The following is a 26113-nucleotide window of genomic DNA, read 5'->3' on the forward strand; positions in this document are numbered from 1 at the left end:
ACTTAAGAACTGCAGGACAGCGCCGGGATCCCTGTCGCCCATTTAAAAGGTTGCACTGGCCTCGCTACCGCTCGGGGTCGGGCGCCGGCACGCCCTCGTCGCCGTCGTCGATCTCGAACGCCTGCCGCAGCTCCGCGATGCGGTCGCGGATGTCGGCGGCGAGCTCGAACTCGAGGTTCGCGGCGGCCTCGTCCATGCGGTCCTCGAGCTGGTCGATCTGCTCGCGGGCGCCCTCCTCGCTCTCGACGTCGCCGACGGAGACGCCCGAGGTGTCGGTCTTCGAGCCGGGAAGGTTGGTCTCGCCGACCGGCTTGTCGATGGTCGTCGGCTCGTGGCCGTGCTCCTCGTTGAACTCCCGCTGGATTGTCCGGCGCCGGTTCGTCTCGTCGATGGCGGCCTGCATCGAGTCGGTGACCTCGTCGGCGTAGAGCACGACCTCGCCCTCGACGTTGCGGGCCGCCCGGCCCATCGTCTGGACGAGCGTCGTCTCCGAGCGGAGGAAGCCCTCCTGGTCGGCGTCGAGGATGGCCACGAGGCTCACCTCGGGGATGTCCAGCCCCTCGCGCAGGAGGTTGATGCCGACGAGCACGTCGATGTTGCCGAGCCGGAGGTCCCGGATGATCTCGTGGCGCTCGAGGGTGTCCGTCTCGTCGTGCATGTACGCGACCTCGACGCCGGACTCCTCCAGATACTCCGTGAGGTCCTCGGCCATGCGCTTCGTCAGCGTCGTGACGAGCGTGCGCTCGTCGCGCTCGATGCGCTCGTCGATGCGGTCCATCAGGTCGTCGACCTGCCCCGTCGCGTCCGCGACCTCGACCTCGGGGTCGACGAGGTAGGTCGGCCGGACGATCTGCTCGACCACCTGCGCGGACGCCTCGCGCTCGTACTCGCTCGGCGTCGCGGAGACGTACAGCGTCCGGTCCGTCTTCTCCTCGAACTCCTCGAAGGTGAGCGGGCGGTTGTCGTAGGCAGTCGGGAGCCGGAAGCCGTTCTCGACGAGCGAGTCCTTCCGGGACTTGTCGCCCTCGTACTGCCCTTTGATCTGGGGGATCGTCTGGTGGGACTCGTCGATGACGGTGAGGAAGTCGTCCGGGAAGTAGTCGAGCAGGGTGTACGGCGGGTCGCCCTGGTCCCGGTCGTCCATGTGGACGGAGTAGTTCTCGATGCCGGAACAGTAGCCGGCCTCCCGGAGCATCTCTATGTCGAAGGTCGTCCGCTCGTCGATGCGCTGGGCGGCGACCATGTCGCCCTGCCGCTCGAAGTACTGCACGCGCTCGTCACGCAGCTCCTCGATCTCGGCGATGGCGGTCTCCAGCTGCTCCTCGGGGATCGAGTAGTGCTCCGCCGGGTGGATCATCGTGCCCGGCTCCGTGGACTGGACCTCGCCCTGCATCGGGTCGACCTTCAGGATGCGGTCGATCTCCGACCCCCACATCTCGACGCGGACCGCGTACCGACCGTACATCGGGTAGATCTCGATGGTGTCGCCGCGCACGCGGAACGTGCCCTGCGTGAAGTCCACGTCGTTGCGCTCGTAGTTCAGGTCGACCAGCTTCGCGAGCAGCTCGTCGCGGGTGATCTCCTGGCCGACCTCGAGCTCCATCGCCATCTCGCGGTAGTTGCCCGGGTCACCCAGCCCGTAGATGGCCGAGACGGAGGCGACGACGATGACGTCGTCGCGGGTGAGGAGCGACCGCGTCGCCGAGTGGCGCAGGCGGTCGATCTCCTCGTTGATCGACATCTCCTTGTCGATGAACGTGTCCGTCTGCTCGACGTACGCCTCCGGCTGGTAGTAGTCGTAGTACGAGACGAAGTACTCGACGGCGTTGTCCGGGAACAGCTCCCGGAGCTCCTCGTAAAGCTGCGCCGCGAGCGTCTTGTTGTGGGCCAGCACGAGCGTCGGCTGGTCCAGCTCCTCGGCGACCCAGGAGACGGTGTTCGTCTTCCCCGAGCCGGTGACGCCCAGCAGCGTCTGCTTGTCGGCGCCGGACTCGAAGCCCTCGACGAGTTGCTCGATGGCGTGGGGCTGGTCCCCGGCGGGGTCGAACGGCGCGTCGACCCGGAGCGGCTGGTCGGCCGTGGGTCGGTCCTCGGACAGCGGGGAATCGGCGTCGCTCACGTTGCCAGTCCTTGTCGTCGCAGACACTTGAGCGGCGCGTTCGGGGCGGTCCCGGCCGGCTGCGGCGACGGCGATGGCGACAGGGGGTCCGCCGTGGCACTCGGCCCCAATCCATATTCTGTAGCCAGGAGAATCCCGACGTATGGAGCATACCGTACTCGCCGACGCCGGCGAAGACGTGCACGAAGCGAGCGACGTGGTCCGCGGCACGCACGAGCAGAAGCTCCGCGAACACGCGCGGCGCATCTCCGAGGAGGCGCGGACGGCCGAGCCCGACTCGGACACGCTGCGTCGTCACCACGCCGCGCTCGCCGACCTTCGGGAGGAGGAAAGCCTGAGCGAGGAGGTCGGCGAGCTGGTGGAGTCCGCGCGCGAGAAGATCGAGTCGTTCCTGGAAGACTGAGGCGGGGATTCCGCGTCGATCCGGTTTCGCGTTTTTAAATAGCTATCCTCGCCAGCGACGCCACCTGGTGTACTCGGGGAGTTTCGATCGTTGATCGGTCGAACTTATAAGTGAACTCGACCATCGTCGCCAGCGACACCTCTCGGCATGCCCGGTAATCCCCTCGCTGACCGGTCGATCTTATAAATAAGGCCGTCTAACGTCGGCAGCGACACCACTCGGCATACCCAGAAAGCCCCAGCCGCTGAGCGCTCGCGCTTATAAATAAATACGGTCAGCGTCGCTGTTAAGACCACTCAGCACACGTAGAAAGCCCCAGCCGCTGAGGCGGTCGCGCTGCTCGCTGCGCTCCTCACCCGGCTCGCTCACTCCGTTCGCTCGCCGGGGTTGCGGTGCCTGAGGCGAAGCCTCAGACTAGCGAGAGCGAGGCTCTCGCGTCGCTACGTCGCAGGGCGTCCCGCTCAGCGGCTGCCCCTTTCAGTCCCGCCCGGGAGTGGTGGCCGGAGCGTCGCTCGCGGCGGCTGGTTCGCAGCCGTCGCTCGCCGGCGGGCCGGCAAGCGGTGCGGCGGCGGTCGGCGCGCGCGAGCAACGCGTGCGAGGGAGGGCGGGGCGCGCCGATGCGTTGCGGTGCCGGCGCGCCCCGACCGAGGCTGGGGAGGGCTGAGGAGTGCGGTTGCGGTGCGGAGCTGTCGCGGTGCGGAGCTGTCGCGGTGGCGATTGCTGTGCGGTGCTGTCCTGGCGGACTGAAAGGGCGATGGCCGGTCGCGGTGAAACGGAGTCGCTCCGACGACCCCTATCCGCGCGGGCTGTGCTGAGAGCGCGGATATGTCGCGGAGCGACCGCGAGCGGGCGAGGGCTTTCTGGGCGTTGGCGGTGCTGACGAGAGCACGACCGTGTCACCTATTTAAACCAATCAATGAAGAGCGGCCGAGGGCTCTCGATGAACCTGCGATGCCGTCAAGCGGAGTAGCGTTTGTACCACTTAAAGCAGTTAAAATGAGTAGCCGCGGGATATCAGGAACAAATGTCGCCAACGAGAAAACTTACCGACCGACCAAAAACTCCTATCACTTAAAAATAAGAGCGCTACTCCCTGCGTCGCGCCACAACAACCGTCGCGGTCAGGAGTGCGACCAGCAGCACGGCGCCGACGATCTCGACGGTCGGGAGGCCGGACCCGGGCTCGGCACGCTCGCCGGCAACGGTGCCCTCCGCGGCCGTCTCGGTCGGGGTCGCCGTCTCCGTCGCGGTTTCAGTGGCTGTCTCGGTGGGCGTCGCCGTCTCGGTTGGCGTCGCCGTCGGCGTCTCCGTCGTCGGCATGCCGCTGGTGGTCACGGCGAACACCGAGAAGCCGTCCGTCTCGGCTTCGACCACGAGGGCGTCGCCCGTGACGGTGGCCGAGGTGTCGAGCGCGGTCCACCCGGAGCCGTCGTAGTGCCAGACCACGACGTCGTCGGTCGTGGCGTCGCCGAGCCGGCTCGCGTCGAACACGAACTCGATCGTCGCGGCGTCGTCGGTGTTCTCGTCCGGGACGGAGACGTCGTACAGGTCCAGCACCTCGCCGGAGTCGACCGCGTCCGGACGCTGAATGCTCCCCGGGAAGCCCTCGAGCCGGTCGACGATGACGAAGCCGTCCGCCTGCGCGTTCTCGAAGGCGACGGTGTCGACGTCGCCGCCGGGGAGCTCCACGGTGGCCGCGCCGTCGACGATGGTGTAGTGGCGCTCGGCCACGTTCGCCGGCAGCTCGGGCTCGTCGTCGGGGTCGTTCGGTCCCTCGTCGTAGTCCGTACTGGCCTCCGCGACGTCGACCGTGAACGTCGTCTGCAGGGTGTTCCCGGCCGCGTCTGTCGCGGTCAGCGTGACGTTGTACGTGCCGGCCGAGTCGTAGGTATGGGTGACGGTGGCGCCCGAGGCGGACGTGCCGTCGCCGAAGTCCCACTGCGCGCTCTCGATGGGGCTGTCGGCGTCCGAGACGCTGAATGTCGCCGACTCGCCCGCGGTCGCGGAGTCGACGGTGATGCTCGAGGCGTCCGGTGCCGTAGTGTCGAGCGTCATCGTGACGACCTCGGTATCGGTGTTACCCGAGCCGTCGTCCGCCGTGACCGGGATCTCCTTCTCGCCGTCGCTGATCCCGCTCGCGTTGACCGCCACCTCCTTGGTCCACGTCTCGCCGCTGACGTTGGTCAGGTCAACGGTCGACGGGCCGCCGATCGCGGAGGCGTCCGCAGTGACGCTGTCGGCGTTGCCCTGAATATCGACGGTGATGTTCACCGTTTCGCCGTCGTTGGCGTAGCTATCGCCGTCCTCGCCGATCACTCGGAGGTTGTGCACGTTCGGCGCCGCCGTCGAGACGGACGTCGAGTCGGTCAGTTTGGGGTGAAGCTCGGTTCCGCGGTCGGAGACCACGGTGTCGAGCGTCCCGTTGTACTGGCCGTCGAGCTTGGCATCGAAGGTCGCCGTGTAGTTGTACCAGCCGTCGCTCGTCTCGGATTCGCTGAAGTCGCCCCGGCTGAGCGAATGCGTGTTCCCGTCCGGGTCATCGACCGAGACGCCGATCTCCTGGAGCTGGACCGCCGACTCGAACGAGACGGTGATGCTTTCGCCCGTCGCGTTCTCCAGGGTGAAGTTCCGAACTTCGAACGGCGGCGCGGCGTCGCTTTTGGCGATACCGGCGTTCTGTTGGACGTTGATCTGGTTTCCATCAGCATTGACGGATCCCGTCGTCCCATCGAGTTTGACGTATTCTCCGTTGCCACTGCTTGAGTAGAGGACTTCGAGTTGATCGTCTCCGACCCAGTCAGCAGCGGCGACCGGTCGCTTATTGGCCCCGCCGGTTAGTTTCGTGACAGTACCATCGGCGTAAGTCAATTTGAGGTTCTGGGACCCGTCCACGAACGGCACACGAAGCGTCCCGTCACCGTCGAAATCGGCAGGCGAACCGACACCAAGTCCGTTGTTCTGCGCAACCGGGACTTCGGTCGAGGTGACGCTGTTGCCATCGTAATACTTGATCTCCTCGGACGCTTCGCCGATGAAGACAAGCTCCGTATTTCCATCATTGGTGAAATCGGCGATGCCGATCACACCGACAGTCGACTCGTCGGACATCACCGTTTCAACGCTCCCGCTCGCGTTGACCGCGTTAATATGCTGGTTTGTGCTCGTTTCCGTGTAGAAGATCCGCTCTTCACCGTTGCCGTTCAGGTCTCCCACCGCAATGTGTGAGTTATCGTAGCTGGCGTTCTTTACGAGAATCGTTCCTGGGGCATTCGCCTCAGCCTCGACGATGCCGAGCTCCTGATTACTGTTCACGAACGGGACCTCCATCACCCCGTCGTCGTCGATGTCGGACACATGGCCAACGAGCTTGGCAGAGACGTCCGTCTGCGCTTCCGTCCCATCCTCATAGACGACAGTCACGTAGTCACTACTGCTCCCGCCATCCACATACGCGAACGAGACGTTCTTCGACTCCGAATCCGTCGTCGTCATCGACGAGAACTCGGTCGAACTACTGTCGAGTGCCGACACGCCCTCGGGGCTGCCCGCCGCGCCCAACGCACCGGCGCTGGCGACGCTCACCACCACCGCAACGACCATCGTCACCGCGAATGCCTTTGTTAGCAACCGCCCCGGATGTTTCGTTCTCATACAGTAAATTGACTCGAGATTTCCGGATATAATCGGTGGCCAGCGCCCCCAATGAGCTCAAAAAAGTGATGGCGGCCGCCTATTCCTCGCGGACCGGAACCGCGTTGAACTCCTCCGCGAGCTGGTCGGCGACCTCGGCGGTGACGGCGATGACGAGCGGGCCGACGATGACGCCGATCGTCCCGACCGTGAGGACGCCGCCGACGAAGCCGATGAAGTAGAGCGTCGCCGGGATCTGCGCCGTCTCGGCGGCGAGCCGGGGACGGATGAATAGATCGGGCGCCCACGCGATGAGGAACCCACCGACGAAGAACAGCGCGACGGCGAGCGCGACCTCTCCGAGCAGGAGGTGGTAGGCGACGAGCCCGAGGATCAGCACGATCGGGCCGAGCACGGGAATGAACTGGAGGACGCCGGCGACCGCAGCCAGACTGAACGGCGACGGGTACCCGAACGCGACGAAGACGGGGATGGCGATGACCACTGTCGCGATCGCCGTCGCCGCCTGGACCACGTAGATCCCGTAGAGCGTCTGTCGCGCGCGGACGTGCAGCGAGTCGGCGACGTCGCGGTACGCGGGCGGGACCAGCCCCATCGTGGCCTGGCGCGTGCGGGACTCGTAGTACAGGAGCCCGTAGACGACGAAGACGAACAGCCCGAGCTTGATCAACAGGACCGGCATCGCACCGCCGACGGACCGCGCGGTCGCCGCCAGCAGGTCCACGCCGCGACCGATCAGGTCCGCCGTGACGACCGTCGTCGAGAACTCCCGGACGGTGATCGTCACCTCGTCCGGCATGCCCCGGAGGAACGCGACGAAGTCGTCCAGGCGCAGGAACAGCAGCGCACCGACGGGCGAGAACACCGCGAGCGTCCCGACGAAGCCCGCGAACGTCGCCGTCAGGGAGGCGACTCGCTGCGACGCCCCGCGCCGCCGGAGCTGCCGCCGGACCGGCGCCAGCACGTACGCGACCGTCAGCGCGAAGAAGACCGTCGCGGCGACTTCCCACAGCAGCGCGAGCGCGAGCAGCACGAGCAGGACCAGCAGCGCACTGAGCACTCGCTGTCGTTCGACCATACGGGGTTCCCGTAGCCCGATGGCTTAAAAGGGTCCGTCGGCGTTGCGGGCGGCGGGCGCAACCCGTAATGCCGCGGGTCGTGGTACCGCAAACCCCGGTACCGCGAACCCTGGTAGCATATAATTTGTGCACGGCGCGTACATAGCCGAGCATCACCTTTCCCTCCGCCACCCGAAGGACCGGTAATGGCATCCGACCCGCTTTTCGACGACGTCACCGTCGACGACCTCCACCTCGACAACCGGCTCGCGCTGGCCCCGATGACGCGGACCAGCGCCACGGCCGACGGCCACGCCACCGCACAGATGCGCGACTACTACGCGAAGTTCGCCCGCGGCGGCTTCTCGCTGCTGGTCACCGAGGGCGTCCACCCCGACACGGCCCACAGCCAGGGCTACGACAACCAGCCCGGGCTGGCGACGGACGCCCAGGCGGCCTCGTGGGAGCCGGTCGTCGACGCGGTCCACGACGAGGGGAGCGCGGTGCTCGCCCAGCTGATGCACGCCGGCGCGCTCTCGCAGGGCAACCGGTACGAGGACGAGACCGTCGCCCCCTCCGCGGTGCCCCCGAAGGGCGAGCAGCTGCCCATCTACGGCGGCGAGGGCGAGTTCCCGACGCCGCACGCGCTCGACGCCGACGAGCTCGACGAGATCCGGGCGGCGTTCGTCGCGGCCGCCGAGCGCGCCGTCGACGCCGGCTTCGACGGCGTCGAGGTCCATGGCGCGAACGGCTACCTGCTCGACCAGTTCCTCACCGACTACACGAACGAGCGCGACGACGCGTACGGCGGGAGCGTCGAGAACCGCGTCCGCTTCCCGGCCGAGGTCGTCGAGGCGGTCGTCGAGGCCACGCCCGCGGACTTCGTCGTCGGCGTCCGCGCCTCCCAGACGAAGGTCAACGACGACGCACACGAGTGGGCCGACGAGGCGCAGGCCGAGACCGTCTTCGGCGCGCTCACCGACGCCGGTGCCGACTACGTCCACGTTACCGAGCCGGACGTCCGGACGCCCGCCATCGGTGACGAGGGGCCGACCCTGACGGAGCTGGCCGCCGAGCACGCCGACGCGCCGGTGATCGCCAACGGCTCCCTCGGCGCCCCCGAGGACGCGCGCGACGCCATCGCGGCCGGCGCGGACCTCGTCGCGCAGGCGACGCCCGCCCTCGCGAACCCCGACTGGCCGAACCGCGTCGCCCGCGACGAGCCCCTCGACGAGTTCGACTTCGAGGCGACGCTGCTCCCCACCGCCGAGATCGACGAGAGCGAAGCGCCGTCGGCGACGCCGGCCGACGACTAGACACCCCTCGCGTTCGCGGACGTCTTTTAAACCCGTGTGATCCACCCACGCAGTCGCAACTATGCGCCGTCGTTTTATACCACTGGGTGCAACCACTCGCTAATGAGCGACAACGAGATGCCGCGAACGCGCCGCCGCTTCCTGACCGCGGCCGGTGCGGCCGGCGTGGCGGGGCTGGCGGGCTGTTCCGCCGAACAGACGGACACGGAGACGCCAGCCGACACCGAGACCGCGACGGGCACGACGACCGGCGACACGGAGCCGGAAACCCTCGTCGTCGGCACCTACAGCGCCTTCATTGACGCGCCGTCGTCGAGTCCGGGCGCGTGGGTGAAACGGAAGTTCGAGGAGCAGTTCGACGCCCGCCTCGTCTGGCAGACCCCCAGCAACGAGGTGAACTACTACGTCGAGCGGCGGAACGCCGGCGTCGACGTCGAGGCCGACATGTACCTCGGGCTCAACACCGACGACCTCGTCCGCGTCGACAAGAAGCTCGACGAGGACCTGTTCGTGGAGGCCGGCGACGTCGCCGGCGCCGAGAACGTCAAATCCGGCCTCCAGTTCGACCCACAGGGCCGCGCCGTCCCGTACGACACCGGCTACATCAGCCTCGTCTACGACGGGACCTCGGTCGAGGCCCCGGAAACGTTCGACGGCCTCCTGAAGGAGGAGTTCGCGGGCGACCTCATCGCGCAGAACCCCGCCAGCTCCGCGACCGGGCGCGCGTTCCTCCTGCACACGATCCACGAGTACGGCGAGGAGCGGTACCTCGACTACTGGAGCGACCTGCAGGCCAACGACGTCCGTGTGCTCGGCTCCTGGTCGGACGCGTACAGCGCCTGGTCCGGCGGCGAGGCACCCATGGTCGTCTCCTACTCCACGGACCAGGTGTTCGCCGACCAGTCTGGCGCGGACCTCGAGAAACACCAGATCCGCTTCCTCAACGACCAGGGATACGCCAACCCCGAGGGGATGGCCGTCTTCGACGGCGCCTCCAACGCGGGCCTGGCGCGCGACTTTATGGGCTTCCTGCTCCAGCCCGAGATCCAGGGCGGCATCGCCCAGCGAAACGTCGCCTTCCCGGCAACGACGAACGCCGAGCTACCGGCGGACTACGCGGAGCTCGCCAAGGAGCCGCCTGAACCGGTGACCTTCACGTACGAGGAGCTCAAGGGCTCCGTTAGTGGCTGGATCGACGACTGGGAGCGGCAGTTCGCCAGCAACTGACGACGTGAGCGACGCCGTCGGCGGTGACGACCCCGCCCGAGGAGCCCGAGACAGCCCGGACCGCGCGGTTGCACGCCGGCGCGTCCGCGACCGCGTCGAACGCCGCGCGCTGACGGCACTGGCCGTCGCGACGGTGGGGCTCCTGCTCGTCGTCTTCTACTACCCCGTCGCGACCGTCTTTATCGACGCCGTCGTCGTCGACGGACGGGTAACGCTGCGCGTTTTCGCCGACATTTTCCGGGATCCCTTCTACTTCGGCGAGCTCGCCCGATTGCTCTCGGGGGTGCCGCCGGCGACGGTGCTCGCATCGCTGCTGTCGTCGGACCCCCGGCTCGGCATCGTCGGCTTCACCGTCTACCAGGCGCTGCTGTCGACCGTCGCCAGCGTCGCCCTCGGGCTCCCGGCGGCGTACCTGCTCGCGCGCTACGAGTTCCCCGGCCGCCGGATGCTCCGGTCGCTGACGATCCTCCCGTTCGTGCTCCCGTCGATCATGGTCGCGGTCGGCTTCGTCGCCACGTTCGGCGACCGCGGGACCCTCAACGCTGTGCTCGGCGCCGTCGGCCTCGGGCCGGTCGACCTGCTGTTCACGCTCGAGGCCGTCGTCATCGCGCACGCCTTCTACAACGCGCCGCTGGTGGCCCGCGTGACGACCGCAGCCTGGGAGTCGGTCGACGCCAGCGCCGTCGAGACGGCCCGGAGCCTCGGCGCGAGCCCGCTCCGCGCGTTCCGGGACGTCGTCGCGCCACAGATCGTCCCCGCCGTGCTGATGGGCGCGACGCTCACCTTCGTGTTCACGTTCGGGACCTTCCCCATCGTGCTCGCGCTCGGCGGGTTCCAGCTCGCGACCGTCGAGGTGTTCGTCTATCGGCTGATCCGCGACCTCAACTACGCGCAGGCGGCGGCGCTGGCGATCGTCGAGCTCGGCATCTCGCTGGGCGTGCTGTACGGGTACCTGCGCTACGAGGCGCGGCACTCGGTTCGGGCACGGGGCGTCCGACCGCTGCCGCGGCGTCCGTTGCGCCCGCCGGCGCTCTCGGTTCGCGAGCTGTTGCCGCGGGTCGGCCTCGCGGCCTACGCCGTCGTCGCGCTGGTGCTGTTCGTCGCGCCGATCGCGAGCATGCTGTACGCGAGTGTGGCGGGGCCGGACGGGCTCACGCTCGCCCACTACCGCTTCCTGCTCGAGCGCCAGACGACCGGGGCGGCGTTCCAGGTGCAACCCTGGCCCGCCGTCCGCAACTCGCTGGCGTTCGGCGTCGCGTCGCTGCTCGTGGCGCTGCCGATGGGCGTCGTCGTCGCCGTGCTGACGACGCGGGAGTACCGCGGCCGGAAGATCGTGGATGCCGTCGGGATGGCGCCCCTGTCGGTCTCCGGCATCGTCGTCGGGCTCGGGCTGCTCCGCGGGCTCGTCTTCGGCGTCGAAGTCGCCGGCTGGCGGTTCGCCGTCAGCGGGGCCCTCGCCATCGTTGCCGCCCACGCCGTCGCCGGCTACCCGTTCGTCGTCCGGACCGTCGCGCCCGGACTGGAGGGGCTCGACCCGAGCCTCGTCGAGTCCGCGCGGGCGCTCGGCGCGTCGCGGGTCCGGGCGCTCGTCGACGTGGAACTCCCGCTGGTCTGGCCGGGCGTCGTCGCCGGCGCCGCCTTCGCGTTCGCCATCTCGATCGGCGAGTTCTCCGCGACGATCGTGCTCGCGACGGGCACGAACCAGTACACGATGCCCATCGCCATCGAGCGCTTCATCGGGCGCCGGCTCGGCCCCGCGACCGCGATGGGGGTCGTGCTGCTGGTCGTCACCAGCGTGAGTTTCGTCGTCATCGACCGACTCGGAGGGGATAGCTATGGACTCTAGGGACCCGACTTCAACAGCCAGCACCGACACCAGCGACGACGCCAGCAACGCCGCCGTCGCCGACGACCGCAACGTCGCCGTCGAACTCGACGGCGTCACGAAGCGCTTCGCGACGACGACCGCCGTCGACGACGTGAGCCTCCGGGTGCGCGAGGGCGAGTTCTTCACCCTCGTCGGGCCTTCGGGCTGCGGGAAGACGACGACCCTCCGGCTCGTCGCGGGCTTCGAGGAGCCCACCGCGGGAACGGTCCGGTTCGGCGGGGCGGACGTGGTCGGCGTCCCGCCGGAGGACCGCGACGTCGGCGTCGTCTTCCAGAACTACGCGCTGTTCCCGCACATGACCGTCCACGAGAACGTCGCCTACGGGCTCAACTTCGCGGACCCGCCCGGCGGCGTCACTGCCGACGAGCGCGTCGCCGAGCTGCTCGAGCTCGTCGACCTCGGCGGCATGGGCGACCGCGACCCCGACGAGCTCTCCGGCGGGCAGGCCCAGCGCGTCGCGATGGCTCGCGCGCTGGCGCCGGGGCCGGACGTGCTCCTGCTCGACGAGCCGATGAGCGCGCTCGACGCGCAGCTCCGGGAGCGTCTGCGGGTTCAGGTGAAGCGCATCCAGTCGGAGCTGGGGATCACGACCATCTACGTCACCCACGACCAGGAGGAGGCGCTGGCTATCTCCGACCGCGTCGCCGTCATGCGCGACGGGACGACCGAACAGGTGAGCCCGCCGCGGGAGCTGTACCGGCAGCCCGCCTCCCGATTCGCCGCCGAGTTCGTCGGCGACAACAACGTCTTCGCTGGCGAGGTCGTCGAACCGACCGAGGCCGAGCCAGCTGGCGAATCTCCACCTGAAACGAAGGGGGTTGGCAACGGCTCACAGGTGGCCACCGTTCGCGTGGGCGAGGAGACGCTCCGGGTCGACGCGACCGGTTGGGACCACGCCGTCGGCGACGCGGTCACGTTCTGTGTGCGACCGGAACACCTCGCGGTCGACGCCACCGACAACACGCTGACCGCGACCGTCGAGAGCGCGGAGTTCCTCGGGGAGACGACGCGCGTCCACCTCGACTGGCAGGGACGCGACCTGCTCGTGCGCACGCTCGACCCGCTCGAGGGCGAGGTGACGGTCGGCTTCGACCCCGCAGACGCGCACGTGATCGGCGTGAAATGAGCGAAGAACGGCGGCGCTACGGCGCGACGCCGACGGTCAACAGCGTGCCCCAGGTGCGATAGCGGTCGACCATCGCCTCGCGGGTGTCCCAGTTCTCGGTCGGGAACTCGCTTTCGTCCGGGACGTCGATCTCGCGGTCCGGCACGTTATCCTGTTCAGCGACGTAAAGCCCGGCGTCGCGGAACGCCTCGCGGTACTGCTCGCGGCTCCAGCGCGTCATCTCGATGGAGATGTTCTCCTGCCAGGCGTGGGAGGCCCGGTTCTCCTCGTAGTAGTTGACGGCACAGTAGAAAGTGCCGCCCGGCTTGAGCACGCGCCGGACCTCGCGGAGCGTGCTGTGGGGGTCGTTCGCGTAGTAGAAGGCCTCCATGCTCCAGACGTGGTCGATGGAGTCGTCCGCAAAGGGGAGGCTGTCGAAGTCGCCGACGACGAAGCCGACCTGGTCGTCGTCGGTGTACTCGCGGGCGTTGCTGGCCATCTCGGGGGCGCCGTCGAGGCCGTAGGCGCGGCCGACGTCGCGCTCGCGGAGCGCCCGGAGCGCGTAGCCCGAACCGGTGCCGAGGTCGAGGACCGTGTCGCCCGCCTCGACCGGCATCCGCGCGAGCGCGTGCTTCGCGGTGTGCCAGTGACGCTCCTCCATGCCGCGGTCCTTCCCCGCGGTCGCCCACTCGTCGAACTCCTCGCGTACGCTCATGTCCGGGCTATCGGCGGGGGCGCGTAAAACCGGTTTGGACGCGGTGCGGGAGGACCAAAAAGGGAAGTCGCCGGCGTGTGATCCGGCCTCACAACTTAAGGTCATCCGGCGGTTGCCGCCTGTATGGACTACTCGCTCGCCATTGAGAACGGGCCCGACACGATCCCCGGCGGCACCGGGATTCTCCTGCTCCACCCGAGCATCGGCGAGACGGACCGTATCGACACGGACTTTTTAAAAGAGGACACGGACGCCTTCCTCGTCGTCTCCACGCGCACGACGGCGCGGGAGGTCGAGCAGAAGCTCGAGTACTACGACGTCGACGAGTCGAAAGCGACGATCCTCGACACGCTCTCCGTCGAGCGCGGCTACTCGCGCCGCTCCGCCGAGAACGTCTACTACGTCGCCGCCCCGGACGACCTCGACGGCGTCGTCGACCGCGTCGGGCGGTTCCTCGACGAGAGCGAGGGGAAACGGCGGATCTCCGTCGACTCGCTCACGGAGATGGCCTACTACGCCGACGACGACGCGACCTACGACGCGACCGCGGCGATGCTCGACCACCTCGCTAACCACGACGCTGTCGGCCTGTTCCACCTCTCGAAGGAGGTCCACGAGAGCGCGACCATCGACCGCTTCCGCGAGCTGTTCGACGTCGTGCTCGACCTCGACGAGGACGGGAACGTCGTCGTCGAATCCGATTTATAAGGGACATCGCGCTCACACCGGCTTTTCAAAAGGGCTCCCCGGTTCTCGACCGCTATTCGCCACCGTCGCCATCGCCGTCGGCGTCGCCCCCCGCCTCCGCCAGCGCGTCGAACGTCTTCTCCGCCCACTGGACCGCGTAGGCGGCGCCGTGCTCGCGGTACGCGCTCGTGTCCAGCGCCGCGAACGGCGCCGGGAGCTCGAGCCCGTGTCGGACCGCCGAGCAAGCGTACTCCGTCGCGTCCGCGAAGTCGGTGTCGCCGCGCGCGACGCGCTCGGGGAGCTGCTCGAGGCGCCCCTCCAGCCGCCCGCCGGCGTCCTGCCACGCCGCGAAGAGGCGGTCGTGCTCGCCCTCCCAGTCGGCGAACACCTCGCGGGTGCACAGGCCGATCCAGGCGTCGAACAGCGCGTTCGCGACCTGGTAGACGTCGGTCGGGCCCGGCCCGATCGGGTCCTCCGGGTCGCGAATCGCCGCGTCGAGGTCGTGGTAGCGCTCGCCGAAGAAGGGGAGGAAGTGCTCGGGGATGCCGTCGACGTCGGCCTCGACGGCGCCCGGCGGTACCGTCGCTCGCGACGGCGCGGGCTGGTCGGCTGCCGAGTCGCCGACCGGCGGTTCGGTTTCGGCGCCGACCTCGACGAGCGCCTCCGCGACGAGGAACGCCAGGAAATCGTCCGGCGTCGTCTCCGCGCGGCGCTTGACAAGGACGGTCTCCGGTACCGTCTGGGCCGTCCAGGTGACGGTGCCCGCGCCGGGCATCCCGACGGTGAAGTCCGTGCCGGCGTACCGGCGGAGCAGCGTCGGCACCTCGTCCGGGAGCCATTCTGGCGGGTACGTCGCCGGGTCGAGACCGTCGACGAACAGGCCGAGGTCCTCCGCAGCCTCCGGCGGGATCGTCTCGAAGTCGGCCTCCGTGTCGAGTACGGGGCTCTCCGGCGCGTGCGCCTCGCGGACCGATTCGACGTCGGCGTCGAGGTCACGGACCGAGAACATTCAGGCGAACGCGTACGTCAGCACGAGCAGTATGGCCAGGACCGCCGAGACACCGACCGTTCCGACCACGATCTTCGTCGCTTGGTTCATACTCGCACGTCGGGAGGGTGGCCGCTTAAATCCTCCCAGATCGGGTCGGAGAGCCGGGGGAGTCATTGCCGCGAGATCGTTGCCGCAAGGTCGACGCCGCCCGGGGCCCTCACCCCGACGTCTTCGCGACGCGGAACCACTCGCCGTCCCAGGTCAGCGTGTAGCCGAACAGCGCCGACAGCGTGAGCAGGCCGAACAGGGGGATGACGACCGGGGCCGCGGCGATGGCGCCGACCCACGTCGTTACGGAGCTGTCGGCGACGCCGTCGGCCACGTCGACCCATAGCAGGCCGCCGACCAGCAGCCCCAGCAGGGCCAGGGGGGTGAAGTACAGAACCTCCACGTCGGCCAGGAGGAGGACGAGGAACTTCGAGACGAGGGTGAGCGTCAGGAGGCTCCCGAGGAGGCTCGTGGCGATCCTGCCGAACGAGAGGAGCCGCCGCTTCGGGTCGCCGCCGGTAGCCTTGCCCGAGAGGACGCGATGGAGGTACTCGACCTGGCCGGTGCGCCAGCGCTTGCGCTGGCCCCACAGGTCCCGCAAGGTGTGTGGCGCCTCCATCGTGTTGACGTGGTTCCGGTGCTGCTCGACGTCGAGCCCGTGGCGGTAGGTCGCGTGCGCGAACGCGAGGTCCTCCGTGAGACAGTCCTGATACCCCCCGACCGATTCGAGTGCGTCTCGCGTGAACGCCGTCGACGAGCTCCGGCAGTTGGTGAAGCCCGTTAGCTCGACGAGCTGGTAGCTGGCGTGGAACAGCGCGCGCTCGCAGTACGCCAGCGTCTCCACGAGCCCCGTCGGCTCCGGGACGCGACGGCCCTGGAAAACGTCGACGCCGTCGGTGAGCCGTCCCATCGCGGCCGGGACGAACGAGGGCGTGACCACCTCGTCGGCGTCGAAGACGACGAAGTGGTCGGCCTCGGAGCGCGCGACCGCGGAATTGATAGCCCCGGACTTCGACCCCGGGCAGTCGTTCTCCCACACCTCGACCGTGGGCTCGTCGGCCGCGAGCGACTCGGCCGCCCGGATCGTCTCGGTGTCGCCCGGCTCGGTGATGACCCGGATCCGGAGGTTCTCGTAGTCGCTGTCGAGCAGGCTCTCCACACTCCGATCGACGACGGCGCCGTCCCGGTACACCGGGATCAACGCGTCGACCGGCGGGCCGTCGTGGCGGTACGTCTCCGGGTCGCGCGAGCGCGACACCTCCCAGAGGAGGAGGGCGCTCGAACAGAGGAGGAAAGTGGTGAACACGACGAACGAGCTGACAGCCTTTAAGTAGAGCAGCTTGAGGCTCACGACCCACAGCACCACCGTGACGGTGGTGACCTGGAGCCCCTGCCAGAATCCGATAGCCAGCAGTCCGAAGGCGCCGCCGACGACGCCGATCCGCTCGGCGGCACCGCGCACGCGAGTGCCCATGGACTGCAGGTACCGGCGTATCATACCGGTCTACAGGAACGCGACCGACATATCTCTGTTGCACTCCCCCCGACATAATGGGTACGCGTCACAGGGGAGCTCCGACTGCTGTGCGGAGTCGGTCCGGCCGGCCTCGCCGTGGGGACGACTTAAGTATCCGACTCCGATACGGTGGGCTATGCACGTTCGTGATGCAGTGGAGGCGGACGCGGCCGCGATCGCGTCCCTCGCGGACCAGCCCACTGCCGCGGCCCGGAACCTCGTCCACGACCGGTCGGTGCGCGTCGGCGTCGCGGAGGCGGTCGACGATCCGGATCCGGACCCGGAGCCGGTACCCGATTTGGACCCGGAACCGACTCCGAGCCCACCGGTGGAGTCGGAGGATCTGCTCGGCTTCGTCGCCTTCGACGCGGAGCCGGACGCCGTTCACGTCACCGGGTTCGGCGGCACGCAGGCTGCGGTCGAGGAGCTGCTCGGGGAGCCGATCCGGTTCGCGGCTCGCGAGGGCATGGTGGTGGAAGCGCTCGTGGAGGCCGACGAGACGGACCGGCGCTCGGCCATCGAGGGAGCCGGGTTCGAGGACGTCGGCGCGGGTCCCCAGTTCGACGGGTCGCCCACGCGGCGCTACCAGCTGGATCCGGACTCGGTCGACGCCGTCGGCGGGGTCGACGAGGAGTAGTCGCGGAGAGCGCGAGGCCTACGAGAACTTCCTGACGGTCATCTCCAGCGTATCGAGGTCGAGGATAGGTGCGTAGCCCGCGTCCGGGTCGATGTTGACGGACTTCTGGAAGTCGGTCTGGGCCTGCCAGCAGCCGGAGTTGACCGCGAGCACGTTGTGGTACTTCCCCCAGCCGAGCTTGTGGACGTGGCCGGTGTGGAACACGTCCGGCACCTCGTCGATGGTGAGGTAGTCCTTCTCCTCGGGGGCCATCCGGACGTGGCCGCCGTACTGCGGGGCGACGTGGCGTTTCTTGAGAAGCTGGTACATCGCCTTGTGGGGCTCGTCGTAGCTCGCTTTCTCCTCCGGCAGCTCGGCGATGACCTCGTCGAGCGAGACGCCGTGGTACATCAGGATGGAGACGCCCTCGACGGTGACCGTCGCGGGGTTGCTCACGATGCGGGCGTCGTGGGCGGCCATGATCTCCCGGAGCTCCTCGTCGAAGCCGGGCTGGGGCTCCGCGAGCCGGACCGCGTCGTGGTTCCCCGGGATCATGACGATCTCCATGTCGCCCGGGACCTCCTTGAGGTGTTCCGCGAACGTCTCGTACTGCTCGTAGATGTCGACGATGTCGAGCTCCTCGTCCTGGTCCGGGTAGACGCCGACCCCCTCGACCATGTCGCCACAGATGAGCAGGTACTCGACGTGTTCGGCCTCGTCGGTGTGGAGCCACTCGGCGAACCGGTGCCAGGCGTCGGCCATGAACTCGTCGGAGCCGACGTGGACGTCGGAGATGAGCGCCGCCTGCACGTGGCGGTCAGCCGTCGAGGGCTTGTGCGTCCGGGGAATGTCCGGGAAGTGGATGGAGTCGGCAAAGAGGATCCCGGAGTCGTCCGCGAGCGTACCGTCGATGGCAATGCACTCGTCCATCATGATCTCCTCGACCATGTCGGCGATCCCCTTGTCCTTCATCACCAGGGCGGGAAACGTACCGGTGGTGTCCTCCAGCTCGATGAGCCAGTGGCCGGACGCCGTCGACCGCACGTCGTTCACCAGGCCGATCATTGACGCGTCCTCGCCGCCGGCCATGTGCTGGATCGACTCCGCGGGACGGTGGTTGACGCGACCGCGCAGCAGTCCCGAGAGCCGCTCGTAGCGGTCCCGGAACGTCCGGACGAAGTGCTTGTACTCGCCCGTGCCCGTGCTCTGTCCGGTCATGTCGTTCGCGATCTCGAGCGAGCGGAGCGAGGGATCGCGATCGTGGGCCGAGCTCGGGGACTGCGCGGCCGTCGATTCCGCGGCCGTCGTTCCCGCGGCCGTCAAATCGTCGTTCGACTCCTTCGTTTCAACTGGAGCGTCGCCCTCGGATCCGCCCGACCGGGAACCGGCCGTTCCAGTGGAAACGGAGGGGTGTTCGTTCGCCGACTCCGCGTCGTCCTGCAGGCTCGCGCCGGCGCCCTTTCGGGCCGACCCCGTCGCCGTCGCGGCATCCGCGCCCGGGGCGGTCGGGGCGTCGGGGGCGCCGTCGGCGTCGAGGACGGCGCGGACGTGTTCGGTCGTGATGCGGAGCGCATCGTCGGGCGCGTGCTCGATGGCGGCCTCGAGCGCGAGGGCGGGCTCTGGCGCGCCGGCGAGCAGCGTCACCGCCTCCCGCTCGGCGTTGTAGCCGCGGCTCGCGAGTTCGCTGACGATGCGGGAGGGCGTCTCCAGTGGCACACACGTCGAAAGGCGGGAAGCGGTCAAAAGAATGCCGAACCCAGAAGCTTGAAAGCTGAACGCGGTCAACGTCGTTGCAATGGATTCCGGGGACCGTCCGTCAGCTGCCGACGCGGACGACGGCGACGGGGACGGCGACGACGCCACCATGGAGGAACCGGGCCACGACGAACCCGAGGAGCCGAGCAACGACGTAATTGAAGAGCAGAGCTACGATGGTACCGAGGACCTGGGCGACGACATCACCGAGGATGTCGGCGACTCGGATCCTGTCGTTGAGGACGAGCAGCAAACTGCGGCCGACGACGCGACGTCCGCAGCCAACGGTGCGATGCCCGCGACCGAGGACGCGACGGCGGCGTCCGGCGACGCAGCGTCGACGACGTCGGAACCCTCCGCCGCGGCCCGGGCGCCAGATCCCGAACCGGGGACGGCCGCGGCCGACGAGACCCGGAAGGGACCGGTTCGACGGTTTCTGACGGCCAAGCGCGGACCGCTGATGTGGATCCGGGAGATGCTCTCGAGTGCCGCGGTCGTCCTCGCGATCGGGCTGGTGCTGTTCGCGGTGAGCGGCGTCTGGCCGCCGATGGTCGCCGTCGAGTCCGGGAGCATGGAGCCGAACATGGAGAAGGGCGACCTCATCTTCGTCACCGAGCCCGGCCGGTTTGCGCCCGACGCCGCCACCAACCAGGCCGGCGTCGTCACCTACCAGCAGGGCCAGGAGGCCGACTACAGCACCTTCGGCAACCCCGGATCGGTCGTCGTCTATCAACAACCCGGGCGAGTGGGATCACCGATCATTCATCGGGCCCGGTTCCACGTCGAGGCCGGGGAGAACTGGTACGACCGGGCCAACAAGGACCACATTCGCGCGGACGACTGTCAGGAGCTGACGAACTGTCCCGCCCCGCACGCCGGCTTCATCACGAAGGGAGACGCCAACGGGCAGTACGACCAGGCGAACGGCATCGCGCCGCCAGTAAAGGCCGAGTGGGTGACAGGGGTCGCGCGCGTTCGGATCCCGTACCTCGGCTGGGTCCGGCTGATCGCGACGGGGCAGGCGAGCCCGCTGGGCATCTCGCCGGTCTCGACGCTGTTCGCCGCCGGCGCGAGCGCGGTCGCCGTGGGTCGGCGGTCCCGCGGTGCCGCCTGACTGCTCGTCTCCGAGACCCTGCGAAAAGTAGGGTCGTTCGACGGTTGAGTCGGGTTCCAGCGTCACCGTCCGATCGGCCCCACCGTTTCGATTGGAGTTCCACACTCGCGGATAGATTGGGGATAGATCGGGGATAGATGGGATACTTATCCCTATCGGCGGGTGTATCTCCAGTCGAAACGGATGGGTTAGCGGCGCGGAACAAACGGCCACGTTGGCGGCGTTGAAGAAACGGACGTGTTGACGGTGTCGAGAGTACGGAAGAATCGAGGCGGTACGTCGCGCTCAGTTGTCGAACCTGGCCTGCACGAACGGCTGGGCATCCTCGATGTTCCCGAGCCGGGAGTCCGAGAGGAGGACGGCCTCGGTTTCGTCGATCGGGACGGAGAGGCTCATCTCCTTCGTCCGCCCGTAGCGGCCCTTCGAGACGACGACGGCGTTGACGATGCCGAGCATGTCGAGCTCGCTGATGAGGTCGGTGACGCGGCGCTGCGTGAGGACGTCGGCGTCGATCTCCTCACAGAGGCGCTTGTAGATGTTGAACACCTCGCCGGTGTTGATGTTGTGGACGCCGTTCTTCTCGAGGAGGATGATGGAGAATAAGACGATCTTGCTCTGGGTCGGGAGGGTGCGGACGACCTCGACGACGCGGTCGAGCTCGATCTTGTCCTGGGCCTGGCGGACGTGCTTTTCCGCGACGATCTCGGCCTGGCTGCGCTCCGCGAGTTCGCCGGCCGTCCGGAGGAGGTCGAGCGCGCGTCGCGCGTCGCCGTGCTCCTGGGCGGCGAAGGCCGCACAGAGCGGGATGACGTCGTCGGTGAGCGCGTCGACCTTGAACGCGTCCTCCGCGCGGTGCTGGAGGATGTCCCGGAGCTGGTTGGCGTCGTACGGCGGGAAGACGATCTCCTCCTCGCCGAGGCTGGACTTGACGCGGGGGTCGAGGAAGTCGGTGAACTTCAGGTCGTTCGAGATCCCCATGATGGAGACGCGGGAGTTCTCCAGCTCGGAGTTCATCCGTGAGAGGTTATAGAGGGTGTCGTCGCCGCTCTTCTCGACGAGCTTGTCGATCTCGTCGAGCATGATAACGACCACGCGCTCGTGGTAGTCGACGGCGTCGAAGAACGTGGAGTAGACGCGGTCCGTCGGCCACCCGGTCATCGGCACCTCCTCCATCTCGTCCGCGTCGTCCTCGAGCGCCGCGATGCGCTCGTCGACCGCGTCGAGCGTCTCGATCGGCGTGCCGTCGGTGGACGTTTCGCCCTCGAGGACGGACGAGTCCTCCGTCGCTCGCGAGCGCAGGTCGCGGAGGCGGTCGAGTTCGTCCGCGATGACGGCCTGGTTCTTCTCGATAAACTTGTTCGCGAGCTGTGCGAGGACGCGGTACTGGGTGTCCGTCACCTCGCAGTTGATGTACTCGACCTCACAGGGGACGTCGTACTTCTGGGACGTCGACTCCAGCTCGTTGGAGACGAACTTCGCGGACGCGGTCTTGCCGGTCCCCGTCTTCCCGTAGATGAGGATGTTCGACGGCGTGTCCCCGCGCAGCGCGGAAACGAGGACCGTCGCCATCTGGTTGATCTGGTCGTTGCGATGGGGGAGTTCGCGCGGGGTGTAGGAGGGACGGAGGATCTCCTTGTTCTCGAAGATCGGTTCGCCGGACAGCAGGTCGTCGAACAGCCCCTGGTTGTCGCCGTCGTCCGCCTCGTCGTCGAGGACGTCACCGACGAGGTCCACGTCCGGCGACGAGCGGTCACGGCTGGACGACGTGTTGACGTCGACGTCCTCGAGGTCGATGTCGTCCAGATCGGTGTCGCTCGGGCCGTTACCAGGGATTTCCGGGGTGCTCTCCGAGGGTTTGCTTTCGACAGCGCTGCCGTCGTCGCCGGTCGCGAGACGATCGGCCGTGTCGGAGACCGCAGTATCGACGTCGCGACCGACCGTGTCGTCGACGTCAGCGGTAACCGACTCGTCGACGCCGCCGTTCGTAGCGCCGTTGGCGGCGCGGTCGGCGGTGGTACCGACGGGGGCGTCCTCGGTACTGTCGATGGGGGCGTCTTCGACGCTGCCACTACTGGTCGCTGAATCTGCGCCTGTATCGGTCTCGACGTCGACGTCGGCTTCCGACGAGTCGTTCGTGCTCGAAACCGTCTCGTCGGCCGTGTCGGGGATCGACCGTGATTCTGCGGAGTCGTTCGCGTCGGCCGTCGGCTCGGAACGCTGCGTGTCCGCCTCTTCGTTTCGAGTCGAACTGTTCGCCCCCGATTCCCCCGTTTCGTCGTTCGATGTCGTGTCGTTTTGTCCCATATGTTACCCCCTTATTTCGAGTGGAGAACGCGCCCGCAGACGACAGATGTGGCGTATATAAGGCCTCTACCGTGGATTTCTTTCGGTCCGGAGTGGTGGGCACGTCCAGGTGATGCAGACGAACCAGAAGAAGAGGTGCATCAAAAGTGTTGCCCTCTCCAATGGAAGCGGGGGGATGATTGATCGGTCGATAGCGCGACAAAATTCGGGCGGTTGCCGTCGAAGCGACGGGAATGTACACCATCGTGGTGGTGAATTCATCGGAGCGGCGTCGACTCGAAACCATCCGTTTCCGGAGCCGCTGTCGTGGTTGCTCCCACGACTCGTGAGTCTTCCGCAGCTGGATCGCCGACTAAAATGATCGGCTATACGAAGTCGAGAAGAGGTGTCGACGGAGTTGGCACCGAAGCTGTCGTGGGGATCTCGCCTCTGTTCATCGGCGAAAACGCCTCGGTATCGTTGTAGCGTGTGTTGCTACCATGGTTTATTGTCGAGAGGTTCCTCTTTTACCGGGGAACCCCCTCGTTTCGGGTCTGTCCTTTCGGCGTTCCGTTCGACTCGAAATAGACGGGTGCCCCCCACCCCTTCGTTTCGTGTGGAACGGTTGTTTGGGTGGGTGGGGGAGGGGGTGTTACTGGAAACACGGGGTTTTATTATACACACTGTAAAACAGTACCCGTATACCACTATCGTCGCTTAGTTGAGTGGAGAATTTGTTTGTGAGTTTATTCGAGAACCGTCGAACAGCTCCAGCTTAACCGACCACCTCCGGCCTCCCGCCACGTTCCACACGAAACGAAGGGGTGGGGGGCAACGAGGGGTGGGCAAACGACCCTCACGCCAATGCAGCTTCCTCCCCTTCAGCGTCTCCACCGTCGCCAACTGCTCCCATCCAAAACTGCAAGTCTCTGTTCGCGATTAGCACCTCACTTCCGTCCACCATCGGCATCCTACTTCTATCCGCCATCGATCACGCCCACCAACAGTTGGTGGCAGGGGATTTCGACAGATAGACGGGACACGACGAACCGGTTGCAGCTCGTGGCTACTTAAATGAAGCCGGGTGATTCGACCCGAAACGAACGGATCCGATAGAATACAGGCTTAATTCATACCAACTAACAAACTATTTTACAATTACCCGATACTCTCCGCCGTTCACGACTGTCAACTTCTGCAGGACGTCTCTCCCCCGATCCTGCCATCCGGAGTACCCGGGTTCTGTAGCTGGATTGTCACAAACACCATTAACGACGGATTGAACACGCAAACAATATCCATCCGTCGTCCATGGCCGTTCCACTTCCAGCCCCCGATCTCGAATCGGTTTCGTGAAATGGACTAGAACACCGACGACCGGCCGATTCCGGCCGTCTCCGTCGGATTTTTGATTTTTGTCTGACGCAGTTCTTAAGTAAGAGGGGTGACGAACGTCAGTAGAATCCCCGCGCGGTCGCAGGGAATCGGAGGTCAGGATGGGACTGCTCACGAATCTTAAGGACAGCGTTTCACGGGTCACCGACCGGCTGTTCACGGCCGACGAGCCGAAGCGGATCGGCATCTACGGACCGCCGAACGCCGGGAAGACGACCCTCGCGAATCGGATAGCACGAGACTGGACCGGCGACGCCGTCGGGCCGGAGAGCCACATCCCTCACGAGACGCGTCGAGCGCGACGCAAGGAGGGGGTCGAGATCGAGCGAAACGGCCGACAGGTGACGATCGACATCGTCGACACCCCGGGCGTGACGACGAAGGTCGACTACAAGGAGTTCCTCGACCACGAGATGGAGAAGGACGACGCCGTCCGCCGCTCCCGCGAGGCCACGGAGGGCGTCGCGGAGGCGATGCACTGGCTCCGCGAGGACGTCGACGGCGTCATCTACGTCCTCGACTCCACCACGGACCCGTTCACGCAGGTGAACACGATGCTCATCGGCATCATCGAGTCGCAGGACCTGCCGGTCCTCATTCTCGCGAACAAGACGGACCTGCCGGAGTCGAACATCCAGCGGGTCGCGAACGCGTTCCCGCAGCACGAAACGATCCCCCTCTCGGCGCTGGAGGGTGAGAACATGGACGAAGTGTACGACAAGATCGCGGAGTACTTCGGATAATGCCGGAAGCAACCCCAGACGTCGGTGACCCCGACGACGACGGCGTGCGGATCGACCTCATCAGCGGCGCTCGCATGGAGGGGCTCACCGGGATGGAGAAGATCCGTCTCATCCTGGACGGCGTCCGCGACGGCAACATCGTCATCCTCGAGGAGGGGCTCTCGCCGGACGAGGAGTCCAAGCTGATCGAGGTTACCATGACGGAGATCAGCCCCGACGACTTCTCCGGCATCGAGATCGAGACCTACCCGAAGGCCGAGGCGACCGACCAGAGCTTCCTGGACAAGCTCATGGGACGTGAATCGACCCAGACGCTCACGGTGATCGGCCCGGCCAACCAGATCGAGACGCTCCACAAGGACGAGAACCTCATTAGCACGCTCGTCTCCCGCAAGTAGATGCCCCACCAGTGTACCGAGTGCGGGCGCACGTTCGCGGACGGCTCGAAGGAGATGCTCTCGGGCTGCCCCGACTGCGGCGGCAACAAGTTCCAGTTCACGCCCGCGAGCGACGTCGACGACACGTCGCGCGGGGGCGACACCGGTCCGTCCACCACCCAGTCGACAGCCAGCTCCACCCAGTCGACAGCTAGCTCCACCCAGTCGACAGCTAGCTCCACCCAACCGAACTCCCGCGCCGACGCGGACGACGGCCGAACGGACTGGCCCACCCACGGCGACGAGCCCGAGGCCGCCCAGCGGTCGAAACCCGTCTCCCCAACAGAAGCGGACGACTATCGGCGCTCCTCGGCGACGCCGGAACCGACCGAGGCGGATGCGTCCACTGGTGCCTCCCCCAACGGATCCCCCGATCAGGCGACCGAACCGGCAGACGACCGCGAGACCACCGAGTTCGTCGAGTCCGACACTGCCGGCACCGAGGACAGCGCGCAGGCGAGCGCGCGCTCCGACGTCGTCAGTCCCGACGAGCTCTCGGTCGCCAACCGCGATGCCGGTCAGTCGACCGACGAGCGCGACGCCGCTCCACCCGAAACGACGCGCGACGCGGATGGACCCGGCCCATCCGACACGGACCAGCCGTCGGACACAGACCACCCTCCAGCCGACCACGAGCGCCCCGAGCTCGACGACCTCCGTGAGGAGCTGAACGACCAGTTCGAGAGCATCCGCATCGTGAGCCCGGGGAAGTACGAGCTGAACCTGATGGAGCTGTACGACCGCCAGGAGTACATCATCTCCCTGCAGGAGGACGGTCGATACGTCATCGAGATGCCGAACTCCATCGAGGACCGCGGCGAGTAGCGTTCCATCGGAAACCAGGGGGCTTCGACTACCGGAAACCAGGGGGCTTCGACTACCGGAAACCAGGGGGCTTCGACTACCGGAAACCAGGGGCCTTCGAATTTCGTCGAGACGCGCACCGTTCGCTCACCCTTCGCTTCTCAACAGCATTTCGGCCGACCGCCTGCATCGGTTGCTCCGGCGATGACACCGCGCTCGACGAATCCCATCGTTCTCCGAGA

Annotated in this window: 20 protein-coding genes; 11 read left to right on the forward strand and 9 right to left on the reverse strand. The window is 67.1% G+C overall.

Annotated elements, in window-relative coordinates:
* Positions 1 to 64: 64 nt before the first annotated feature.
* The gene (gene uvrB, locus ACQE3M_RS00060; RefSeq protein ID WP_430503422.1) at positions 65 to 2119 is read right to left on the reverse strand and encodes an excinuclease ABC subunit UvrB; all 2055 of its coding nucleotides are present in this window, start codon (positions 2117 to 2119) and stop codon (positions 65 to 67) included.
* A 142-nt stretch (positions 2120 to 2261) separates the two neighbouring features.
* On the opposite strand from uvrB, the gene ACQE3M_RS00065 reads away from it, so the two are divergent.
* Complete coding sequence (locus ACQE3M_RS00065) at positions 2262 to 2522, forward strand: DUF7553 family protein (protein WP_430503423.1); 261 nt, start codon at positions 2262 to 2264, stop codon at positions 2520 to 2522.
* Between the two features lie 1086 nt (positions 2523 to 3608).
* Here ACQE3M_RS00065 and ACQE3M_RS00070 read toward each other — a convergent pair.
* Positions 3609 to 6173 carry a PKD domain-containing protein gene (locus ACQE3M_RS00070; RefSeq protein WP_430503424.1) on the reverse strand — a complete coding sequence of 855 codons (2565 nt, stop codon included), beginning with the start codon at positions 6171 to 6173 and terminating at the stop codon, positions 3609 to 3611.
* Between the two features lie 79 nt (positions 6174 to 6252).
* Complete coding sequence (locus ACQE3M_RS00075; protein ID WP_430503425.1) at positions 6253 to 7251, reverse strand: AI-2E family transporter; 999 nt, start codon at positions 7249 to 7251, stop codon at positions 6253 to 6255.
* A 186-nt stretch (positions 7252 to 7437) separates the two neighbouring features.
* On the opposite strand from ACQE3M_RS00075, the gene ACQE3M_RS00080 reads away from it, so the two are divergent.
* From ACQE3M_RS00080 to ACQE3M_RS00095, 4 genes are all read left to right on the forward strand, one after another.
* A complete protein-coding gene (locus ACQE3M_RS00080) occupies positions 7438 to 8547 on the forward strand; it encodes an oxidoreductase (protein ID WP_430503426.1) in 1110 nt (369 codons plus the stop codon).
* 102 nt (positions 8548 to 8649) lie between these two features.
* Positions 8650 to 9774: a thiamine ABC transporter substrate-binding protein gene (locus ACQE3M_RS00085; RefSeq protein WP_430503427.1), complete on the forward strand. Its 1125-nt coding sequence runs from the start codon at positions 8650 to 8652 to the stop codon at positions 9772 to 9774.
* Positions 9731 to 11620 (forward strand): ABC transporter permease, encoded by a 1890-nt coding sequence (locus ACQE3M_RS00090; protein WP_430503428.1) that lies wholly within the window; start codon positions 9731 to 9733, stop codon positions 11618 to 11620. Before ACQE3M_RS00085 ends, ACQE3M_RS00090 begins: the two co-directional genes overlap by 44 nt.
* Positions 11610 to 12788: an ABC transporter ATP-binding protein gene (locus ACQE3M_RS00095; protein ID WP_430503429.1), complete on the forward strand. Its 1179-nt coding sequence runs from the start codon at positions 11610 to 11612 to the stop codon at positions 12786 to 12788. The genes ACQE3M_RS00090 and ACQE3M_RS00095 overlap by 11 nt, the downstream gene beginning before the upstream one ends.
* Positions 12789 to 12804: 16 nt before the next feature.
* Here ACQE3M_RS00095 and ACQE3M_RS00100 read toward each other — a convergent pair whose 3' ends face one another.
* A complete protein-coding gene (locus ACQE3M_RS00100; RefSeq protein WP_430503430.1) occupies positions 12805 to 13482 on the reverse strand; it encodes a class I SAM-dependent methyltransferase in 678 nt (225 codons plus the stop codon).
* A 123-nt stretch (positions 13483 to 13605) separates the two neighbouring features.
* On the opposite strand from ACQE3M_RS00100, the gene ACQE3M_RS00105 reads away from it, so the two are divergent.
* On the forward strand, positions 13606 to 14190 hold the full coding sequence (locus ACQE3M_RS00105; protein WP_430503431.1) for a DUF7090 family protein: 585 nt from the start codon (positions 13606 to 13608) through the stop codon (positions 14188 to 14190).
* 52 nt (positions 14191 to 14242) lie between these two features.
* Here ACQE3M_RS00105 and ACQE3M_RS00110 read toward each other — a convergent pair whose 3' ends face one another.
* The 3 genes from ACQE3M_RS00110 to ACQE3M_RS00120 all read right to left on the reverse strand — a co-directional run bounded on the left by ACQE3M_RS00110 (position 14243) and on the right by ACQE3M_RS00120 (position 16706).
* Complete coding sequence (locus ACQE3M_RS00110) at positions 14243 to 15178, reverse strand: DUF7089 family protein (RefSeq protein ID WP_430503432.1); 936 nt, start codon at positions 15176 to 15178, stop codon at positions 14243 to 14245.
* Complete coding sequence (locus ACQE3M_RS00115) at positions 15179 to 15268, reverse strand: adenosine deaminase (RefSeq protein ID WP_430503433.1); 90 nt, start codon at positions 15266 to 15268, stop codon at positions 15179 to 15181.
* 109 nt (positions 15269 to 15377) lie between these two features.
* Positions 15378 to 16706 (reverse strand): glycosyltransferase family 2 protein, encoded by a 1329-nt coding sequence (locus tag ACQE3M_RS00120; RefSeq protein WP_430503434.1) that lies wholly within the window; start codon positions 16704 to 16706, stop codon positions 15378 to 15380.
* A gap of 154 nt (positions 16707 to 16860) precedes the next feature.
* Between ACQE3M_RS00120 and ACQE3M_RS00125 the strand changes: the two genes are divergently transcribed.
* The gene (locus ACQE3M_RS00125) at positions 16861 to 17361 is read left to right on the forward strand and encodes a hypothetical protein (protein ID WP_430503435.1); all 501 of its coding nucleotides are present in this window, start codon (positions 16861 to 16863) and stop codon (positions 17359 to 17361) included.
* 18 nt (positions 17362 to 17379) lie between these two features.
* On the opposite strand, the gene ACQE3M_RS00130 is transcribed toward ACQE3M_RS00125, so the two are convergent.
* Entirely contained in the window at positions 17380 to 19056 is a 1677-nt protein-coding gene (locus ACQE3M_RS00130) for a DNA-directed DNA polymerase II small subunit (RefSeq protein ID WP_430503436.1), read from the reverse strand.
* Between the two features lie 79 nt (positions 19057 to 19135).
* On the opposite strand from ACQE3M_RS00130, the gene ACQE3M_RS00135 reads away from it, so the two are divergent.
* Positions 19136 to 20209 (forward strand): S24/S26 family peptidase, encoded by a 1074-nt coding sequence (locus tag ACQE3M_RS00135; protein ID WP_430503437.1) that lies wholly within the window; start codon positions 19136 to 19138, stop codon positions 20207 to 20209.
* A 285-nt stretch (positions 20210 to 20494) separates the two neighbouring features.
* On the opposite strand, the gene ACQE3M_RS00140 is transcribed toward ACQE3M_RS00135, so the two are convergent.
* Positions 20495 to 22255: a Cdc6/Cdc18 family protein gene (locus ACQE3M_RS00140; protein ID WP_430504024.1), complete on the reverse strand. Its 1761-nt coding sequence runs from the start codon at positions 22253 to 22255 to the stop codon at positions 20495 to 20497.
* A gap of 1733 nt (positions 22256 to 23988) precedes the next feature.
* Between ACQE3M_RS00140 and ACQE3M_RS00145 the strand changes: the two genes are divergently transcribed.
* The 3 genes from ACQE3M_RS00145 to ACQE3M_RS00155 are packed head-to-tail and all read left to right on the forward strand — an operon-like array spanning position 23989 to position 25892.
* On the forward strand, positions 23989 to 24630 hold the full coding sequence (locus tag ACQE3M_RS00145; protein WP_430503438.1) for an Era-like GTP-binding protein: 642 nt from the start codon (positions 23989 to 23991) through the stop codon (positions 24628 to 24630).
* Entirely contained in the window at positions 24630 to 25028 is a 399-nt protein-coding gene (locus ACQE3M_RS00150; protein ID WP_430503439.1) for a DUF2073 domain-containing protein, read from the forward strand. Before ACQE3M_RS00145 ends, ACQE3M_RS00150 begins: the two co-directional genes overlap by 1 nt.
* Positions 25029 to 25892: a Zn-ribbon domain-containing protein gene (locus tag ACQE3M_RS00155; protein WP_430503440.1), complete on the forward strand. Its 864-nt coding sequence runs from the start codon at positions 25029 to 25031 to the stop codon at positions 25890 to 25892. It abuts the gene before it with no gap.
* The last annotated feature ends 221 nt before the right edge of the window (positions 25893 to 26113 follow it).

Origin of the sequence: Halosubterraneus shenae (genome assembly GCF_050510935.1) — an archaeon.
Taxonomy (GTDB): domain Archaea; phylum Halobacteriota; class Halobacteria; order Halobacteriales; family Haloferacaceae; genus JBDGPU01.